The 16,544-nt window shown below is 58.1% G+C and carries 13 protein-coding genes; 12 read left to right on the top strand and 1 reads right to left on the bottom strand.

The window, feature by feature from the left end; all coding sequences use genetic code 11:
- Window positions 1-151: 151 nt before the first annotated feature.
- The 12 genes from B5F76_RS12185 to B5F76_RS12130 all read left to right on the top strand — a co-directional run bounded on the left by B5F76_RS12185 (window position 152) and on the right by B5F76_RS12130 (window position 15,346).
- Entirely contained in the window at window positions 152-1,240 is a 1,089-nt protein-coding gene (locus tag B5F76_RS12185) for an iron-containing alcohol dehydrogenase family protein (RefSeq protein ID WP_087354964.1), read from the top strand.
- A gap of 70 nt (window positions 1,241-1,310) precedes the next feature.
- Complete coding sequence (locus tag B5F76_RS12180) at window positions 1,311-2,501, top strand: DegT/DnrJ/EryC1/StrS family aminotransferase (RefSeq protein ID WP_087354961.1); 1,191 nt, start codon at window positions 1,311-1,313, stop codon at window positions 2,499-2,501.
- Window position 2,502: 1 nt separating this feature from the next.
- Window positions 2,503-4,170, top strand: coding sequence for a glycosyltransferase (locus B5F76_RS12175; RefSeq protein WP_087354959.1), 1,668 nt, complete (start codon window positions 2,503-2,505; stop codon window positions 4,168-4,170).
- 72 nt (window positions 4,171-4,242) lie between these two features.
- Complete coding sequence (locus B5F76_RS12170) at window positions 4,243-4,938, top strand: cytidylyltransferase domain-containing protein (protein WP_087354956.1); 696 nt, start codon at window positions 4,243-4,245, stop codon at window positions 4,936-4,938.
- 2 nt (window positions 4,939-4,940) lie between these two features.
- Window positions 4,941-5,441, top strand: coding sequence for a hypothetical protein (locus B5F76_RS12165; RefSeq protein ID WP_087354954.1), 501 nt, complete (start codon window positions 4,941-4,943; stop codon window positions 5,439-5,441).
- Window positions 5,442-5,503: 62 nt separating this feature from the next.
- Entirely contained in the window at window positions 5,504-6,016 is a 513-nt protein-coding gene (locus tag B5F76_RS12160; protein WP_087354952.1) for a hypothetical protein, read from the top strand.
- Window positions 6,017-6,042: 26 nt separating this feature from the next.
- Complete coding sequence (locus tag B5F76_RS12155; RefSeq protein ID WP_087354950.1) at window positions 6,043-8,232, top strand: ATP-dependent helicase; 2,190 nt, start codon at window positions 6,043-6,045, stop codon at window positions 8,230-8,232.
- Window positions 8,233-8,449: 217 nt separating this feature from the next.
- On the top strand, window positions 8,450-9,010 hold the full coding sequence (locus tag B5F76_RS12150; protein ID WP_087354948.1) for a hypothetical protein: 561 nt from the start codon (window positions 8,450-8,452) through the stop codon (window positions 9,008-9,010).
- Entirely contained in the window at window positions 8,947-9,948 is a 1,002-nt protein-coding gene (locus B5F76_RS12145; protein WP_087354946.1) for a RepB family DNA primase, read from the top strand. Before B5F76_RS12150 ends, B5F76_RS12145 begins: the two co-directional genes overlap by 64 nt.
- A 50-nt stretch (window positions 9,949-9,998) precedes the next feature.
- Window positions 9,999-11,009 (top strand): Rpn family recombination-promoting nuclease/putative transposase, encoded by a 1,011-nt coding sequence (locus B5F76_RS12140; protein WP_087354944.1) that lies wholly within the window; start codon window positions 9,999-10,001, stop codon window positions 11,007-11,009.
- Window positions 11,010-11,395: 386 nt separating this feature from the next.
- Window positions 11,396-14,737 (top strand): inverse autotransporter beta domain-containing protein, encoded by a 3,342-nt coding sequence (locus B5F76_RS12135; protein WP_087354942.1) that lies wholly within the window; start codon window positions 11,396-11,398, stop codon window positions 14,735-14,737.
- A 126-nt stretch (window positions 14,738-14,863) separates the two neighbouring features.
- Window positions 14,864-15,346, top strand: a complete 483-nt coding sequence (locus B5F76_RS12130) for a hypothetical protein (protein ID WP_087354939.1) — start codon at window positions 14,864-14,866, stop codon at window positions 15,344-15,346.
- Window positions 15,347-15,854: 508 nt separating this feature from the next.
- On the opposite strand, the gene B5F76_RS12125 is transcribed toward B5F76_RS12130, so the two are convergent.
- Entirely contained in the window at window positions 15,855-16,373 is a 519-nt protein-coding gene (locus tag B5F76_RS12125; RefSeq protein ID WP_087354937.1) for a hypothetical protein, read from the bottom strand.
- Window positions 16,374-16,544: the final 171 nt, after the last annotated feature.

Genomic DNA, 16,544 nt, shown 5'->3' with positions numbered 1-16,544 from the left:
GAAAGCCCCTTGCGCGCCTTTTGCGCGCAATCCTCTGCCTTTTTTGAAGGCCAGCAATGGGACCAGTGCGCCAAATAGCGGCGCTGTCCCACACCAATCTTTCCCTGCCTTGCGACGTTTCTTGCACGGCAGGGGTCTAAACGGAGAAGTTATGGCAACGCCATCGTACAGGAATGCCAAGAATGTCGGTCATGTCATGATAGGCCAGGGCGCCATTGCCCAGCTTGAGGAAGTGCTTGCTCCCCTGCGTGCCAAGGGCGGCCCGGCAGTGTGGTTCTTTGACCACTTCTTTACCCACAACGATCTGCCCAAACGCCTCCCTGTTGCGGAAGGCGATGTGGTGGTCTTTGTGGATACAAGCGAGGAGCCCACAACGGACGGCATTGATGCCTACACAGGGCAGGTGAAAAAGGACCTTGCGGGGGCAACCCCCTGCGCCCTGCTTGCCTTTGGCGGCGGTGCCACGATGGATACCTGCAAGTGCGTAGGCAACCTTCTCACCAACCCCGGCAAGGCCGAGGACTACCAGGGCTGGGAACTGGTGAAAAACCCCGCCCCCTACAAGATCGGTTGTCCCACCCTGTCCGGTACAGGCTCCGAATCCTCCCGCACAGGTGTTCTGTGCAACGAGGTGAAGAACCTGAAGCTCGGCATGAACAGCGATTTCACGATGTTCGAGCAGCTCATCCTGGATCCCGATCTGTCCGTGACAGTGCCGAGAGAACAGTATTTCTTCACCGGCATCGACACCTACATGCACTGCTTCGAGTCCCTGTCCGGCTCCTACCGCAACGTGGTTGTGGACGCCCTTGCCGAAAAGGCCATTGACCTTTCCCGCCAGGTCTTCCTTTCTTCCGACATGATGGCAGTGGAAAACCGCGAAAAGCTCATGATCGCCTCCTATCTCGGCGGTCTTGCCGCAGGCTTTGTGGGTGTTGTGCATCCCTTGAGCGCAGGTCTTTCCATGGTTTTGCACATGCATCACGGCATTGCCAACTGCTACGCCCTGTCCGTCCTTGAGGACATCTACCCCAAGCAGTACGCAGAAATGATGGACATGATGCAAAGGCAGGGCGTGAGCCTCACAAAGGGCATTTGCTCAAATCTCACGGACGAGCAGTATCAGCAGCTTTATGACGCAAGCATTGTCCACGAAAAGCCCCTGACCAATGCCCTTGGGCCCGATTTCCGCAAGGTGCTGACTCCTGAAAACGTCATTGCCCGCTTCAAGCGCATGTAGTTTTCCAGGGAGCGTTCAAGAAAGTGAAGGCGCGAGGGGGACATCCCTTCGCGCCACGGAGTTTTTCACAATGGATCTGCGCATCAATTTCAGCGGACGTTCCATCCGCTATACAGAAGAAGAAATAGCCCTTGTGGCAGAGGTCATGCGCAACGCAGAGCCCCTGACCCAGGGCAAATACCTGCAGGAATTCGAAAAGGCCTTTGCGGCCTACCAGGGTGTGGAGGAAGGAAGCTGCTTTGCCGTGATGAACGGTGCCTCCGCCCTTGAGCTCAGCGCCCAGCTGTGCTGCTTCAAGGAGGGCGACGAGCTGGTCATACCCTCGCACACCTTTACGGCCTCAGCCTACCCCTACCTCAAGAAGGGCGCTCGTCTACGCTGGTGCGATGTTGATTTGCACACTCACGTTGTCACGGCCGAGACCATTGAAAAGGCCATGACCCCGAAGACGAAGGCCGTCGTGGTTGTCCACCTCTACGGCTATGTGGCTGCCATGGACGAGATCGCGGCACTGTGCAGGGAGCGCGGAGTGCTTCTCATCGAGGACGCTGCCCAGTGCATAGGTGCCGAATACAAGGGACAGAAGGCCGGAACCTTTGGCGATATGGCAACCTTCTCCTTCCACTCCCACAAGAATCTCACCACCCTGGGCGAGGGCGGCATGATCTGGGTGAAGGACAAGAAGTACCAGGAAATCCTTCCCATGCTGCGCCACAACGGCCACTGTGCCTACAAGTATGAGCGTCCGGACTACTGGAAGCCGGCCATGGGCAATGTGGACATCCCCATGCTCGACGGCATGATGCTGCAGCCGAACAACTACAGCCTTGGCGAAGTGGAATGCGCACTCGGAACAAAGCTTCTGGAACGCATAGACGCCATCAACGACGCCAAGCGCAAGCGTGCCCTGGCCTTTATCGACGCACTTTCCGACTTCCCTGAACTGGAGTTCCTGCGCGAGGAAACCCGCAGGCACAACTACCACCTTCTGGTTGGCCGCATGACAAGCGGGACCGAGAAGCGTGATGCCTTCATGCGCGCCATGTACGAGGAAAAGGGTATCAAGTGTGTTGTGCAGTACATCCCGCTCAACCGCTACGACTACTATGTTCGCCAGGGCCTTGGGGAAGCATCCTGCCCCAATGGCGATCTCTTCTACGACACCATGGTTTCCTTCCCCTTCCAGGCATGGATGAGCGACGAAGACTTCGAGTACATGCTTGCCTCGACAAGGGAGGTCCTGACTTCTCTCAGGGGGTAGTATGCGCAAGCGCTGCATTGTCATACCCGCCATCAAGAAAAACGCAGTCATCCCCGATCAGCTGGTGAAAAAGCTTGCGGGCGTGACCCTCATAGAGCGCGGCATCAACACCGCCAGAGGCGTTGTGGGCGGGGAGGATATCTATGTTCTCACGGACAGCCAGGAGATCTCCCTCATCTGCGAGCGGGCAGGCGTGCAGTTTCGGCGCAACAAGGATCTGCATTTCCGCACCCTGAACATTGTTGCAGAAATGCGGGACGTTCTTGGCGAGCTTGCCCAAAAGTACGAGCACTGCATTGTGCTGCGCGCCTCCTGCCCACTCATCACCTGGGTGGACGTAGAAGACGCCTGGCACAAGTACCTTGCCACAGACTGCGACAGCCTTGTCACAGTGAAGAGCGTGCACCAGCGCGTGTGGAGCGTGCAGGGCCAGAATCTCGAACAGCTCCTCGACGAGGAAGTCGGGCAGTTCGAGGTTGTGGTCGAGAGCCGTGCCCTCATCATCCTGCGTTCCAAGGCGCTTTTGAAGGCCCTGTCCGAAGGCTACGCTGCCCACATGGACAACGTGGTTCCCTACTTTCTCAACGACAGGGCCATCGAAATACAGTCCTACCAGGACTGGTGGATCTGCGAACACCTTCTGCGCAGAAGGCACATCGTCTTTGTGGTGGCAGGCTGGCCTGCCATTGGCATGGGCCACATCTACCGCGCCCTCATGCTTGCCCACGAGATCGTGGATCACAAGATATCCTTTGTGTGCACGCGCGAATCCGAACTTGCCGTGCAAAGCATAGCCGAGCGCGACTACCATTCCACAAGGCAGGGCGAGGAAAAGCTGGAGGACACAGTCCTGAAGCTTCGCCCGGATCTTGTGGTGAACGACATCCTGAACACGGATGCCGAGTACATGGGAGCTCTTGCAAAGGCAGGTGTGCGCACGGTCAACTTCGAGGACGAGGGCGAGGGTGCGGACCTTGCGGATCTTGTGATCAACGCAGTCTACGACGTGTCCTCAAGCAGCGAAAAAAGGTTGTGCGGACCTGCCTGGTTTTGCCTGCGCGACGAGTTCGTCAACGCGACACGCAATGTCTTTCGCGAGGATGTGAAGACAGTGCTCATAACCTTCGGGGGCACGGATCAGCGCAACTTCACCCGCAGGGTCTTCGAGGTCATTGAGCCCATTTGTAAGGAACGGGGTATTGCCATCCGCATAGTCGCAGGGCCGGGCTACATGCACCGCTACGAAATGGAGCGGCGCGTGAAGGAGGCCAGCGAGACCAACAGCCTCATTTCCTTCACCTGGGCCACGAACGTCATGAGCCGCATGATGGAGGGGGCGGATCTGTGCATCTGCTCCGCTGGCCGCACCACCTACGAGCTTGCCCACATGCGTGTGCCTGCCATTGTGCTTGCAACCCACGAGCGCGAGGCCAAGCACAGCTTTGCAAGGCCAAGGTACGGCTTTGTATTCCTTGGCCTCATGGACAGGGTGACGGATCAGCAGATAACCCGGGCCTTTTCCGCCATGCTTGGGAATCGCTTAAGAAAGCTCTTCTTTGACCGCATGGCAGCCCAGGACTTTACCCCCAACAAGGACAAGGTCATACACCGCATCCTTGGGCTTTTGCCCGAAGGAACCGAGTCCGAAAAGGCCAGGGAAGAGGCCTGATCTCTTTCAGTCCCAATCAAACCAACAGGAGGCGGTGCGGCTTTCCTGTGAAAGAACGCGCCGGAATTTTTGATGAGTACTGTAGCCATCATTCAGGCACGAGTGGGTTCTTCCCGCCTGCCCATGAAATCCCTGCTCTGTTTGCGCGGGCACGCGCTTATCGACTGGGTGGTCAACCGCGTATCCGAGGCGGAAAGGCTCGACGGGGTCGTGGTCGCCATGCCGGACACGGAAAGGGACAGGGTTTTGCAGGCCCACCTCGACGACTGTGGCGTAGCTGTTGTGCGCGGTTCCGAGCAGGACGTCTTGTCCCGCTTTCTTCTGGCAGCCAGGGAAACCCACGCAGATCGTATTGTGCGCATCTGCGCGGACAATCCCTTTGTCTGGGGCGAGGCCATAGACAGACTAGTGGATTTTTACAATGCTTCAAACCTCGACTACGCATACAACCACATTCCCCGCAACAACCTCTGGCCGGACGGCCTGGGCGCGGAAATACTCTCCAGAGATCTTCTGGAGGATATAGGCAAGAAGGCTGATCAGCCCTCGCAGCGCGAGCATTGCCTGAACTACATCTGGGACAACAGGGACAGGTTTTCCATCGGGACCTTTGATCCCGAGGAAGACTGGCTTAAGCGTCCCGAGGTCAAGCTGGACATAGATACCGCAGACGATTTCTGCAGGCTGGCGCTTTTGCCCGTGGAAATGGAGTCGGACGCACGTGCAATCCTTGCTGCCTATGATGGCAGCAGCAAAGACAAGGAGTAATCATGCCTGAAGAGCAGGAACGCTTTCACAATGCTGTGGCAGCCATGCTGAATTCGGTTATGTTCGAGAACTGGCTGCGCTTTTATTTTCTCAGGGAAGACGAGGTAAGTGAGGGCAAGTACGTGCTCTCCATTGCCATTCCCGAAAAGGCGATGGACCGCATACGCGAGAGGTTCTTTGAGTTCTACCCCATGGCCGAGGAACTGAACGGCAGGGAGCTCTCCCTTGACGTTTCCAGAAGTGCCGTGTGCAATTTTATCAGGGACACCTACGAGGGCGAGCTCATTCCGCAAGGGTCCCTGTCCGCCTATTTCGACACCTATGCCTTCCAGATCGGCCTGCAGCTTTTCAACATCTGGGTTCAGGCCTACGAGCAGAGTCTTGAGCAAAACTTCCTCGACTTTGCCGACTGGCAGAACGCCTTTGCACAGTGGTGCGCGACAGAGCAGGCTACGGAGATCCGCGAGGAACTGAAGGCCGAACTGAAGCGCCACGAGCACTAGGCCCGGGGCTTCAAAAGACAAAACAGACACTGCATACAGGTGAGAAGGATCAGGGAGAGAACATGGCAGCTAGTTTTCAGAGGGCGCGCAAATACAGGGACAAGCAGGATCAGGGCGTGGTGCTCCCACCCCTGCCGGAAAAGCCCGAGAACGTGCGCTTTGGCATAGTCTTTCTGTACGCGGCAAGCGCAGTTGCCCTGGTCTTTCTCATCATAACCGGTGACGTGCAGTGGCAGGAGGCAGGGACAAGCGGTCAGTCCCATCTGCGCATCGTGCTCATCCAGATGGCTGTAGCGGCCCTTATTGAAGGTGCCTGCGCCTTTCTCTTGAGCCGCTGTCAACGCTGGCCCCTCTTTCTTGTCTACCTTCTGACTGCCGTAAACGCCGGCTTTCTTGCCGTGTACGGTGCAGAGGTTTTTGCCTTTTCCCAAGGTCTTGCCGTAAGCCGTCTTCTGTCTCTGCTCATGGACATTGCAGCTGTGGTGTTCTTTCTCCTGAAGTCCTCGCGCGGCTGGTTTGATCTTTTGCGTGACAGGGCCCGTTCCCTGAACGCCCCGGAAGAGCAGGGCGAGTAACAAGGGAAAAAGGCAGGAGGAAGGACATGCTGGCGTACAGGGATTTGCTCAACACGGCACAGTACAGGGTGGTTTCGGCTCCCTATGGGCCCATGCTTGTCATTGCCGGCGCAGGCACTGGCAAGACGCGTACCATTGTGTACCGCCTGGCCTGGCTTGTGGAACACGGTGTGGCTCCCTACAACATTGTCCTTCTGACCTTTACCCGCAAGGCGGCGAAGGAGATGCTCGACAGGGCAACCGATCTGCTCGGAGCCGAGCTGCACGGCCTCTACGGCGGCACCTTCCACGCCTTTGCCTACAGGGTCCTGCGCCAGTTCAAGCCTGCCTGGCTTGAAGAACGCCCTTTCAGCGTTCTCGACGCCACGGACCAGCAGGGCATCATTCGCCGCTGCAAGGAAGAGGCGAACATCGGCAAGGGCATGCGCGGCTTTCCCAATGTTCAGACTGTGATCGGATTTTTCAGCAAGGCCAGGAACAAGGAAGAAGGCATAGGGCAGATAATAGCAAGGGAATCTCCCAATGTTTTGCCCTACGCCGACGATCTGGAAAAACTGGGCAGGGCCTATGCAACCTACAAGCGGGAAAATGCCCTGCTTGACTACGACGATCTGCTCTTCGAACTAGAGGATATTTTGAGAACCGACAGGGAGGCCCTCAATGTGCTGAGGGCAACCTATCGCCACATCCTCGTGGACGAATACCAGGACACCAACCTCGTGCAGGCCCGGATTCTCAAGCTTTTGGCAGGAAGCCTGGAGGATGAGCGTTCTGTCATGGCCGTGGGCGACGAGGCGCAGTCCATCTACGCCTTCCGCGGCGCAACCGTGCGCAATATCCTTGACTTCCCGAAGATTTTTCCCGGCACAAGCATTGTGGCCCTTGAGGAGAACTACAGATCCCTTCAGCCCATTTTGCAGGTGGCAAACAGGGTGATGAGCTACGCCAGGGAAGGCTACGAAAAGACCCTGACAGCCAAAAGAGAGGGCAGGGAACCTGTCCTGGAGGTTGAGTGCAGAAGCGACATTGAGCAGGCACGCTGTGTGGCAGAGAGGATAGCCGACCTGCTTGAAACAGAGCCTGCAAACGAGATTGCCGTACTCTTTCGTTCCGGCTACCAGTCCTACCAGCTTGAGGCAAATCTTGCTGCAAAGGGTATAGCCTACAAGAAGTACGGGGGGTTGCGCTACCAGGAAGCAGCCCATGTCAAGGATCTCATGGCTTATCTGTACTTCATTGTGAACCCCATGGATCTGCCTGGCTTCACCCGCATAGCCTGCATGCAGCCCAAGATAGGCATAAAGACAGCGGAAAAGATATTTCATGCCCTGGGAGAGAAGGGCGAGGCAAGATACCGCAAGAACTATCCCGCCCTTTTTGCCGAGCTCGATCAGCTGACTGAACTGCGCGCGCAAAAACTCGATGCTGCGGACATTGTGGAAAGGGTCATTGACCTGTACGAGCCTCACCTTGAGGAACAGTACCCCGCAGACTGTCAGACAAGGCGCATGGGGCTCATGGAGCTGCACACCATGGCGACCACGACGCCCGAGCTTGATCTCTTCCTTGCCGAAGTTCTGCTCGACAGTGTGGACAGGGAAGAGGAGAACGAAGACGCTGTCGTCCTCTCCACCATCCATTCCGCCAAGGGGCTTGAGTGGAAGCACGTCTTTGTCCTAGATCTTGTGGACGGAAAGCTTCCCTCGCGCTTTGCTCTCGCGCGAGAGGAGGCCATGGAGGAAGAGCGCAGGCTCATGTACGTTGCCTGTACTAGGGCCAAGGACAGGCTGGAACTCTACTGGTACGTTCGCTCCGAATCCCAGGCATCCTATGGGGGAGATGCCTACTGCACCATGAGCACCTTCCTGCAGGAACTGGACGCTGACGACGCCGACGAGGCCAGGGTCCTGCCCAATGGCAATCTCTACGTAAGCTCCAGGAGCAGGCCAGAGCTCCAGACCAGGACAAGGGAAGCAGAGGTCACGCAGGGAAGGGCGGAAGAACCCTCTGTTCGAGAGGAGAGTTCGCAAGGCGACCTTGTGCCTGCCATGGATGCCATGACGGAGATACGTGCCCGAAAGATTACCAAATGCCAGCACCGCATCTTTGGCGAGGGGCGCATAGTGAGCGTGCAGGAGAACGGCAACCTTGTAATCACCTTCCCCGTACTTGGCACAAAGACCATCATGCCCTCGTACGTTTTTGTGAAGAAGTAGATCTCAAGATCGCTGATCGGAAGCAGATCCTGTGCATGTGACTATCCCGGGAACAGGGATGACGAGCCGGGCAGATTCTTTTGGAAGATAGTCTTGTTGCATGTTTTCTGGCAGAATTTTGGAGCATAGACCGGGCTTATTGCACAAGCGAGTTGGAGCAGTTCTTCAGTCCAAACTGCCAACAGAAAGCACGCTTCATAGCAGGAGTGGAGCATGGTTGCCGGCAGATTTGCAGAAAGGCTTGCACTACCCTGTGAAAAAACTGGGTATCTTTGAAGAGGGAAACTACCCGGAAAATTTGGAGAAGATTACCCCGGAACCGGTAAGTTCCGTCAATTTTGACGCATGGAAAGAGTATCGACGGGCGTTCACTGAAAGTTTGGAAAAGGTGGAGACGGCGGGCGGCAGTATCGAGCTTGCCCAGATGAAGGATCGACACAGGCAGGAACGAAAAAAGGCGCTTTCCCGCTTGGCGAAATACGGTCTGCCTGTGTTGAACATCGCCCGTCATTGCCTGATGGCGCAGCAGAGAGCGGAACGGTTCTCTCTGCGGTCAGGTCGAAAAAGAACGCGCGGGAGCAAACCGCGTTTTGAAAATTGGTTGCGAGCGCGAGGTATGCAAAAGGAGGCGACCGCTGGAGGTATCGGGCATCTGTGGAAGAAAAAAGACACGCCCCGCCGCCTGTGCAACAATTGGAAAAGGGAGCGAATATCATGCGCGAACTTGAGGATTTCAGGAAGTATGCGAACGCGGTCAATGCTGATCGTTACCGTGTGACCTGTATCAGGATGGAGGGAGACGGCGGCAAAAAAACTTTCATCCTCGACAAGAAAGGCGGCATGAGCAGAGGCTTTTCCCCAGACGAACTGGAGGCTCATATGCCGGAAATGCTGCGTTTCCAGAAGCGAGGTGAAAATATTTACTACACGCCGCTATCGGATGATCGGCATCACATCCTTATAGATGATCTGACCCGCGACAGCTTGCAACGATTGCAGGAGGACGGCTTTCGTCCCGCCGTAGTTCTGGAAAGCTCGCCAGGAAATTTTCAATGCCTGCTGACTATTCCCAAATTGGGAACAGAGCATGACCGGGATGTGGGTAACCGCATCACGGAACGCCTGAATCGGGAGTACGGCGACAAAAAGCTGTGTGGCTGCATCCATCCCCACCGTGCACCGGGCTTTGAAAACCGCAAACCCAAGCATCGGCGGGAAGATGGCGGTTATCCTCAGGTGAAGCTGTTGTTTGCGGAGCATCGGGAGTGCGGCAAGGCGCTCGCTCTGACCAGAAGGATTGACCGCGAGTATGCGGAGGCCGCCGAGAAGCGGCTGGCTGAGCGTCGGACGTTCCAGATGCCGAATTTCCGACCGGGCGACCCGGCAGCGGCCTATTATGCCCATCTTGAGAATATACGCAGGCACCTGACCATTGAGGACTACTCCCGTGTGGATGCCATGATTGCTTTGCGAATGCGTGCCAATGGGCACAGCCGGGAGGCCGTGGAGGAAACCATCCGGGCCTGCGCCCCGACCATCCGGGAAAAGCAGACCGGGCGCAACTGGCAGCGATATGCCGAAAGAACATCGGATTACGCTTTCGGCCCCGCCGGAGACAGGGATTTGATGCGTAACGGGCGCTACCGGGATTTGTGGCGAACAGTGGAAAGTATGGAAGACAGGAAACTGTCGCCGTCCTTTCGGATGGGGAGGTAAGGAGGAGCGTCCGCCTTGCATCGTGATTCGTTGTTGTCTAGGATGACCGTATGAACAGGGAACAACCGCCCCATGATACCGGCTACAAGAGTTTTTTCAGCAATCCCGAAATGGTGGAATCGCTGCTGCGGGACTTTGTGCCGGAAGAGTTTGTAACGGAACTGGATTTCACCACACTGGAGCGTTGTTCAGGTTCCTATGTGACCGATGATTTGCGTGAACGGCACGACGATGTGGTCTGGCGTGTGCGCTGGAAGCGGGGATCATGGTGCTACGCCCTGATCATCATGGAGTTCCAGAGTACGCCCGACTACTGGATGGCGCTGCGTATCGCCTCCTATACCGCGCTTTTGCTGCTTGACCTTGTGAAGTCGAAGGAGATACGCGGGCGGGAGGGGCTGCCGCCGGTGTTTCCCATTGTGCTGTACAGGGGAGAAAAGAGATGGAGCGGCCCGCAAGAATTGAGGAAACTCTTTGCATCCATGCCCAAAAGCCTTTTGCCCTACTGTCCCGAAGCGAGATACTTTCTGCTTGACGAGGGGCATTTGCCGGAGGAGACGCTGGAGCAAAGCGAGGGACTTGCGGCGCAGCTTGTGAAGCTGGAGCGGGCGCGGACGCTGGAAGAAGTCCGGCCCATCGTGAAGATTTTGAAGGAACGTCTGCGCGATCCCGCCTATATTGCTTTGCGTCGGACGTTTCAGGTATGGTTGGGGCGGGTGGTTTTCAAACGTTCCGGAATGACAGACGAAATTCCCGAATTTCGAGACTTGGACGAGGTGGACGCCATGCTGGAAGAAAGAGCCGCGCAATGGAAGGACGAATACATCAGACAGGGATTGGTGCTTGGCGAGGCTAGTGGCGAACTCAAGAGGGGGCGGGCGGTGCTTCTTGCCCTTTTGCGGGATCGTTTCGGCGCGCTGCCGCAGGAGGTGGAAAGCGCCGTCCATGTGCTGGACGATGCCGACCAGCTCATGGAATTGACCTTGGCGGTATATCGAAGCAATTCCCTGGAAAGTTTTTTTAGCAGATTGCATGCCGCATTCGGCAACCAGCGGCAGTAGCCTCCCTTTTTACAATCTGCCACAAAGGGGACCTTCCCCCCACGAAAAAAACACCCCGCCCGTCTCCCGTGGCGAGGCGCGGGGCAGGCTCACAAGTTCTTTACATATCGGTCAAATTCGTCTATTGTACTACCGGGAGGAGTATTCATGGAGGAAAAGGCAGGCAAAGGGACGGCAGGCGTCGGCTCTGGGACGTGCTTTAGCATGATTCTTGCACCTACCTACCTACCTACCTACCTACCTACCTACCTACCTAGCCCATTTGTTGGAAAACGTGCCCGCGTTTGTGCGCCGCGCGGCGTTCCGTGTTTTTTCGCATTCAGGAGACATGGCCTTGTCCCCCCACGGGGGACAGGGCCTTTTTTGTTGCCCGGAGGTCTGCCGTCATGATGTCTGATCGTCTGCTGCCGTGCCGCGTCCTGCTTGTCTGGTCGCTGATTGTGGCCCTGATATTGCCCGTGCCGCTGGGCGGCTGTGTGGCCCGAAAACAGGACGGCGTCGGCTTTGTCTCCGGCGCGTCGTCCGACCGCGCCGCGAGTGCGTCGCGCGCGGACGTTGCCGCCGTCGGGCCGGAGAAGGACGCCGACCGGGCTGGGGACGCCGACCGGGAACGGCCGCGCGGGCTGGATGCGGCCCTGTTCAATGTGGCGGCCACGTTCATGGGCCTGCCGGGCCTTGCGCCGTCAACCGGCGCGCGGGACGAGGGGCTGGGCTATCATCAGGACGGCACGGCGCGCCGGGCGGGCAGCGCCGACGCCTTTGACGGACGGCAGGCGCGGGCCTACATGGGCGCGGGCCTCATGGGCGACGGGGCGTTTTCGTCGCCTGACGGGACGCTCCTTCCCCGTCGGTTGGGCGACGAGTACAGCGGCCGCCGCCGGGACTACGCTTCCCGCGGCTTTGAGAATTTCAATCTTATGGACATGGCGCTGGATCGCGGCCTGAACTACGGCATGGGCATGCTCAATTCCGCCGGGGAGGCCGCGCTGTCCGGCCTTGTGGACAACGGTCGCGCGCGGCTTAATTTCCAGCTCGACCGGGACGGGCGCTTCTCCGGGGAAGGAGACGTGCTGCTGCCGTTCTGGGATGCGCCGCAGCATACGCTGTTCACCCAGATCGGGGCGCGCAGCATGGATGTTTCCGGCGGCGAGGAAGACGGATCGCAACGCTGGATCGGTAACTTCGGCCTTGGGCACCGCTGGTTCCCCTTTGCGGAAAGCATGGAGGAGGCGGGCAACCTCATGCTGGGCTGGAACGTCTTTTTCGACAATGATTTCAGCCGCTCGCATCAGCGCGGCGGCGCGGGTGTGGAAGCGCGGTACGACTGGTTCCATCTGGCGGCCAACTATTATACGCCGCTCTCCGGCTGGAAAAATTCGCGCGACTTTGACGGCGATTTTGTGGAAGAACGCCCGGCGCGGGGCTGGGATGCGCGGGCGAAAGCCTATCTGCCCTTTTATCGCAATGTGGCGCTGACCGGCTCCTTCAGCCAGTGGTACGGCGATAACGTGGCCATGTACGGTTCTTCGGACGATCTGGAGAAGGACCCGCGCGTGTGGTCTTACGGCGTGGAATATACGCCCATTCCGCTGCTGTCGGCCTTTGCGCGGCAGCGCAGCACGGAACGCGGCAAGGCGGATACGGAATTCGGCCTGCAATTCACCTGGCATTTCGATATGCCGTGGGAGGAACAGACCAGCCATGCCAAGGTGGCGGAACTGCGCACCGTGTCCGGCTCCCGGCATGAGTTTGTGGATCGCGAGAACAGGATCATACTGGAATACCGGGCGAAAAACGCCGGGCGTATTGAATATCTCGGCCCGGTGTCCGGTCAGACCAACGCCTTTGCCTTCCGTGTGACGGACGGGCTCGGCAGGGCGTGGGCGGGCAAAACCGTGTGGGTGCGCGCCGACAACGTGACGCTCGCCGTTGCGCCGCAGCCTTCCCGCAGTCTTCTTGCGCTGGCCGGGGACGTGCTGGGCGGACTGTTCGGCGCGCGCGAGGCCCATGCGGCGACCGCGTCGCACAGCTATGTCACAGACAGTCAGGGCTGTTTCACGGTGCGGGTGACAAGTCCCGTTGCCGGGCCGGTGACGCTGCATGTCCGCGCCGGGGAAAACGAGCAGAGTTTTACGGTCAATGTCGTCGCCAATGGCACACTGAAAATGAACGTCTTGTCCGCGGCGCTGACGCAGGGAACAACGCAGCATGTGACATTTACCTTTACGCGCAACGGCGTGGCGCAATCCGGCCTTGAAGTGCGCTTTGCGTCTAATGCGGCTTTCAGGGAACTGGCGCAGGGGGCGGTAACAGACAAGACCGGCAGCGACGGCAGGGTGACGCTTGAGCTGACCGCGCTGACCAACGATACGAGTCAGACGATCAGCGTGGAAGCGGACGGGCAGACGCTGACGCAGTCCTTTACTGTGACGCCCGGAAAGTATGCGCTGACTGCCGAGCCGGGCAGCCTGTCGCAGCACAGGGAAATGGAAATCACCTTCACGCTGACGCAGGGAGGGATTCCGGTGCCGCAAGGCACGAAAATCACGCTGTCCGGCACGGGCGTTACCTTTGACGGGAAAGCGCAATACACCTGCGTCACGGAGGATGCCAGAGGCGCCATAACGGCGAAGGTGATTGTTTCCCGGACGGATGCTTCCATCACCGCCACAGTGGACGGCGGGGCAACGGCCACAGTGAAGTTACAGGTCACGGCGGCGAAATACAGCCTTGACGCCAGTCCAGACACGCTGACGCTCGGTATGGACACAAAAGTGACGTTTACGCTGACACGCAACGAGGATGTGTTGGCAAATACCCCGGTGGAGCTTAGCGGGAAGGACGTTACCATCAATCCGGCCGACACCACGACAGGTAGCAATGGAACGTTCAGCGCCGGGCTGACAGCCACGGGCACCAGCACGGCGACGCGGACGATCACGGCCACGGTGGGGACGGACACGGTGACGGTCGACTTGCGTGTCGGCAAGGCGACTTTTGGCCTGACTACCAGCGGTGACACGGCGTTTGACAAGAACAAGCAGACCATCACCCTGACGGCGGAGCTGACAGACGCTAACGGTACGAAGATAACGCTTAATGACGGCGACGTGAAGTGGAGTGTGATTTCTTCCAAAGTCACCAGTGAGGCGTGGATGCGGAGCGCCGGCGCGTACAACGGCCTGACGTGGGGGCAGACGCCCCTCAGCCTTACTGCCGCCGAGAACGACACGGACACGCCGGCAGGCACTGCCCCCACCGGCGCAGAGGCATATCTGACGGACATTGTGGGAGAACGGGAGGTGACGGTAACGGCGACGGTCGAATATAATGGGCAGTCGTATACGGCGGAAGAAAAGAGGGTGACGTTCGGCGACGGCCCGCTGTCGATGTTTGAAAAGCCCTTGAGCTACTACATGACTTGGAAGGAAGCGGCGCAGAAGTGTGGTAGTTTCTCTGATTTCTCCCCGGGTTACCATGGTGAAACGAACCTTCCGCGCAAAGAGGAGCTGCAAGCGGTGTCAGGGCCAGACAACGGCGGCTATGGTGCGGCCTTTGCCGCCAAGTGGCCTGATGACCGCGGCCTCGGCTGGTTCTGCTACTGGACCGCCGAGCTCCACAGCTCCGTCACCGCAGAGATTGTCCTCCTGGGCAACGGCGGCGTCGATGGCTACCCCTATGACTTCGACGTCCCAGTGGCCGTGTGTCGCCGTGAGGGTAGTTTATGAGGGGCCGTCACTCCCCGCAGGGGAGGCGGCTCCGCTTCAGGCTTTCTTCTTTAAATTTTGCCTTTTCTCTTACCCGCGAAGCGGGTCGGCGCAAATTTTCGCCTTATCAGGAGGGATTATCAATAAATGGATCGTCAGGAAAAGTTGCACCTCAGCAATGACGAGGCATGGGGCTGCTGTTTCGTACAGGGCGTCTTTGTCCGCTTCTTTGAGCGGAGCTTGTACCACTTCAATCGCACGGCGCGACCTCTCAAGCCCATGCTGGAACGGGTGAAAGGCGGAGGGAAGATCGTGTATGGCGGAATGCCCATACAGGTTTTCGAGCGGCTTGTCGCCCAAGGAACGCCAAGGCAGGCGGAAAAAATGGAGTATGGCTGGCGCTGGCCTCATGCGGCGCAGCCCGCACCGCCTGACGACACAGAAGCCGCGCCGGACTTTGAAACATGGCGAAACGAGATTGTCGCAGCGGCCCAAAAGCCGGAATCCGGGAAGCAAGCCGATGTGCAGGCTTCCGTTCTGGAGGAGCTGACAGGCTTCAATCTTGCCGCGCACACGCCGATGCAGGCCATGAACGCCATAGCGTCGTGGCAGGAGGCTCTGCGCAAATGACATGCGCCGCTGCCGCGAAAACTTTCGCGGCAGCGGCGGGAGGGGGCGGAGAGGCGGCGGCTATGATTCTGCCGCCCTGCCATAAAGGAAGGCAGGACGCTTGCTTTCCGGCTTTTGCCGGAAAGGGCCGGAGGATGTGGCGGTTACGGCTTCCACATGTGGTCATGAAGCGTTACCGGCGCTTCCCCCATTCCGAAACTGATCGTCCTTCACCCAACGGAAAGGACGGAAACAGGCGGAACGGTACCGAGGGGTCCAGGCGGAAACGTCGAAGACCGGAGGCGAACAGGCACGCGGCCATCCTTGCCGGAAGCCGTGGCTGTTCCCGCAAGAGGAAGCGCAATGCTGCAACGGCTGGTTCAACTACTGGACCGGCGAGCTCAACGGCTCCGTCAGCGCAAAGATTGTCAACCTGAACAACGGCAACGTCAATGGCAACAACCAGGACAACGACGTCCCAGTGGCCGTGTGTCGCCGTTGAGGGTAACGCTGGCCTCCGCTCCCTCCTTTATTGATACAGATGCCTGCGGGCAACATGGACTGCCGAATAATCGGCATCCGCAGGCAGAAAAAATGAACGCAACGGCCCGAAATGCTCATGGTACAGCCTTTTGCGCAGGGTGTGGGACTGGGCGTGCCCCATTATGCCGTAGTAGCTGTTAATGGTGGCTTCCATGCGTTTGAGGAGTACCCAGTCAGGCCGTACCGGGGGTGCAAGGCCGTTTTCCGCAAGATTCTGCCATATGCCGCGCACGGGTTTCTGACAGAGGGGAAAACACCTGGGCCAGAAAAGATGTTTGAAGAAGTCCAGACGGGCTTTCAAGGTTCTGACGTTTCGTGCCGAGACATGAAGATACTGCGGATATACCCGGTATCCCAGATAGGAGATGCCCTGACGGGCCTTGGCAAGGTGTTCTTTGCCCGGATGCAGGAACAGTCCGAGATTCGTGTGGAGATAGGAGGCGATGGCATCACGCAGCCGGAACAGAACTTCCGGTTCCGGGCCGAGCAGGAGCAAGTCATCCATGTAGCGAATATACCCCCTGACGCGCAACGTGTGCTTGATGAAATGATCCACCGACATTGAGTAGATAGGTTGAGGTATTTTTTGTAGCCCAAAAACGGTGGGTGTGGTAGGGCACCCAATATCTTTTTGGGAGGGGATTCACTGCAATGACTCAAAAATCTGGATACACTC

This window comes from Desulfovibrio sp. An276, from assembly GCF_002159665.1.
Lineage (GTDB): Bacteria > Desulfobacterota > Desulfovibrionia > Desulfovibrionales > Desulfovibrionaceae > Desulfovibrio > Desulfovibrio faecigallinarum.
Note: the sequence above shows the minus strand (reverse complement) of the source record. Positions and strands in the feature narration are given on the sequence as shown.

Excerpts from the sequence above, each read along its gene's own strand:
- B5F76_RS12185 (WP_087354964.1), top strand. The coding sequence starts at position 152 with ATGGCAACGCCATCGTACAGGAATGCCAAGAATGTCGGTCATGTCATG.
- B5F76_RS12180 (WP_087354961.1), top strand. The coding sequence starts at position 1,311 with ATGGATCTGCGCATCAATTTCAGCGGACGTTCCATCCGCTATACAGAA.
- B5F76_RS12175 (WP_087354959.1), top strand. The coding sequence starts at position 2,503 with ATGCGCAAGCGCTGCATTGTCATACCCGCCATCAAGAAAAACGCAGTC.
- B5F76_RS12170 (WP_087354956.1), top strand. The coding sequence starts at position 4,243 with ATGAGTACTGTAGCCATCATTCAGGCACGAGTGGGTTCTTCCCGCCTG.
- B5F76_RS12165 (WP_087354954.1), top strand. The coding sequence starts at position 4,941 with ATGCCTGAAGAGCAGGAACGCTTTCACAATGCTGTGGCAGCCATGCTG.
- B5F76_RS12160 (WP_087354952.1), top strand. The coding sequence starts at position 5,504 with ATGGCAGCTAGTTTTCAGAGGGCGCGCAAATACAGGGACAAGCAGGAT.
- B5F76_RS12155 (WP_087354950.1), top strand. The coding sequence starts at position 6,043 with ATGCTGGCGTACAGGGATTTGCTCAACACGGCACAGTACAGGGTGGTT.
- B5F76_RS12145 (WP_087354946.1), top strand. The coding sequence starts at position 8,947 with ATGCGCGAACTTGAGGATTTCAGGAAGTATGCGAACGCGGTCAATGCT.
- B5F76_RS12140 (WP_087354944.1), top strand. The coding sequence starts at position 9,999 with ATGAACAGGGAACAACCGCCCCATGATACCGGCTACAAGAGTTTTTTC.
- B5F76_RS12135 (WP_087354942.1), top strand. The coding sequence starts at position 11,396 with ATGATGTCTGATCGTCTGCTGCCGTGCCGCGTCCTGCTTGTCTGGTCG.
- B5F76_RS12130 (WP_087354939.1), top strand. The coding sequence starts at position 14,864 with ATGGATCGTCAGGAAAAGTTGCACCTCAGCAATGACGAGGCATGGGGC.
- B5F76_RS12125 (WP_087354937.1), bottom strand. The coding sequence starts at position 16,373 with ATGGATGACTTGCTCCTGCTCGGCCCGGAACCGGAAGTTCTGTTCCGG.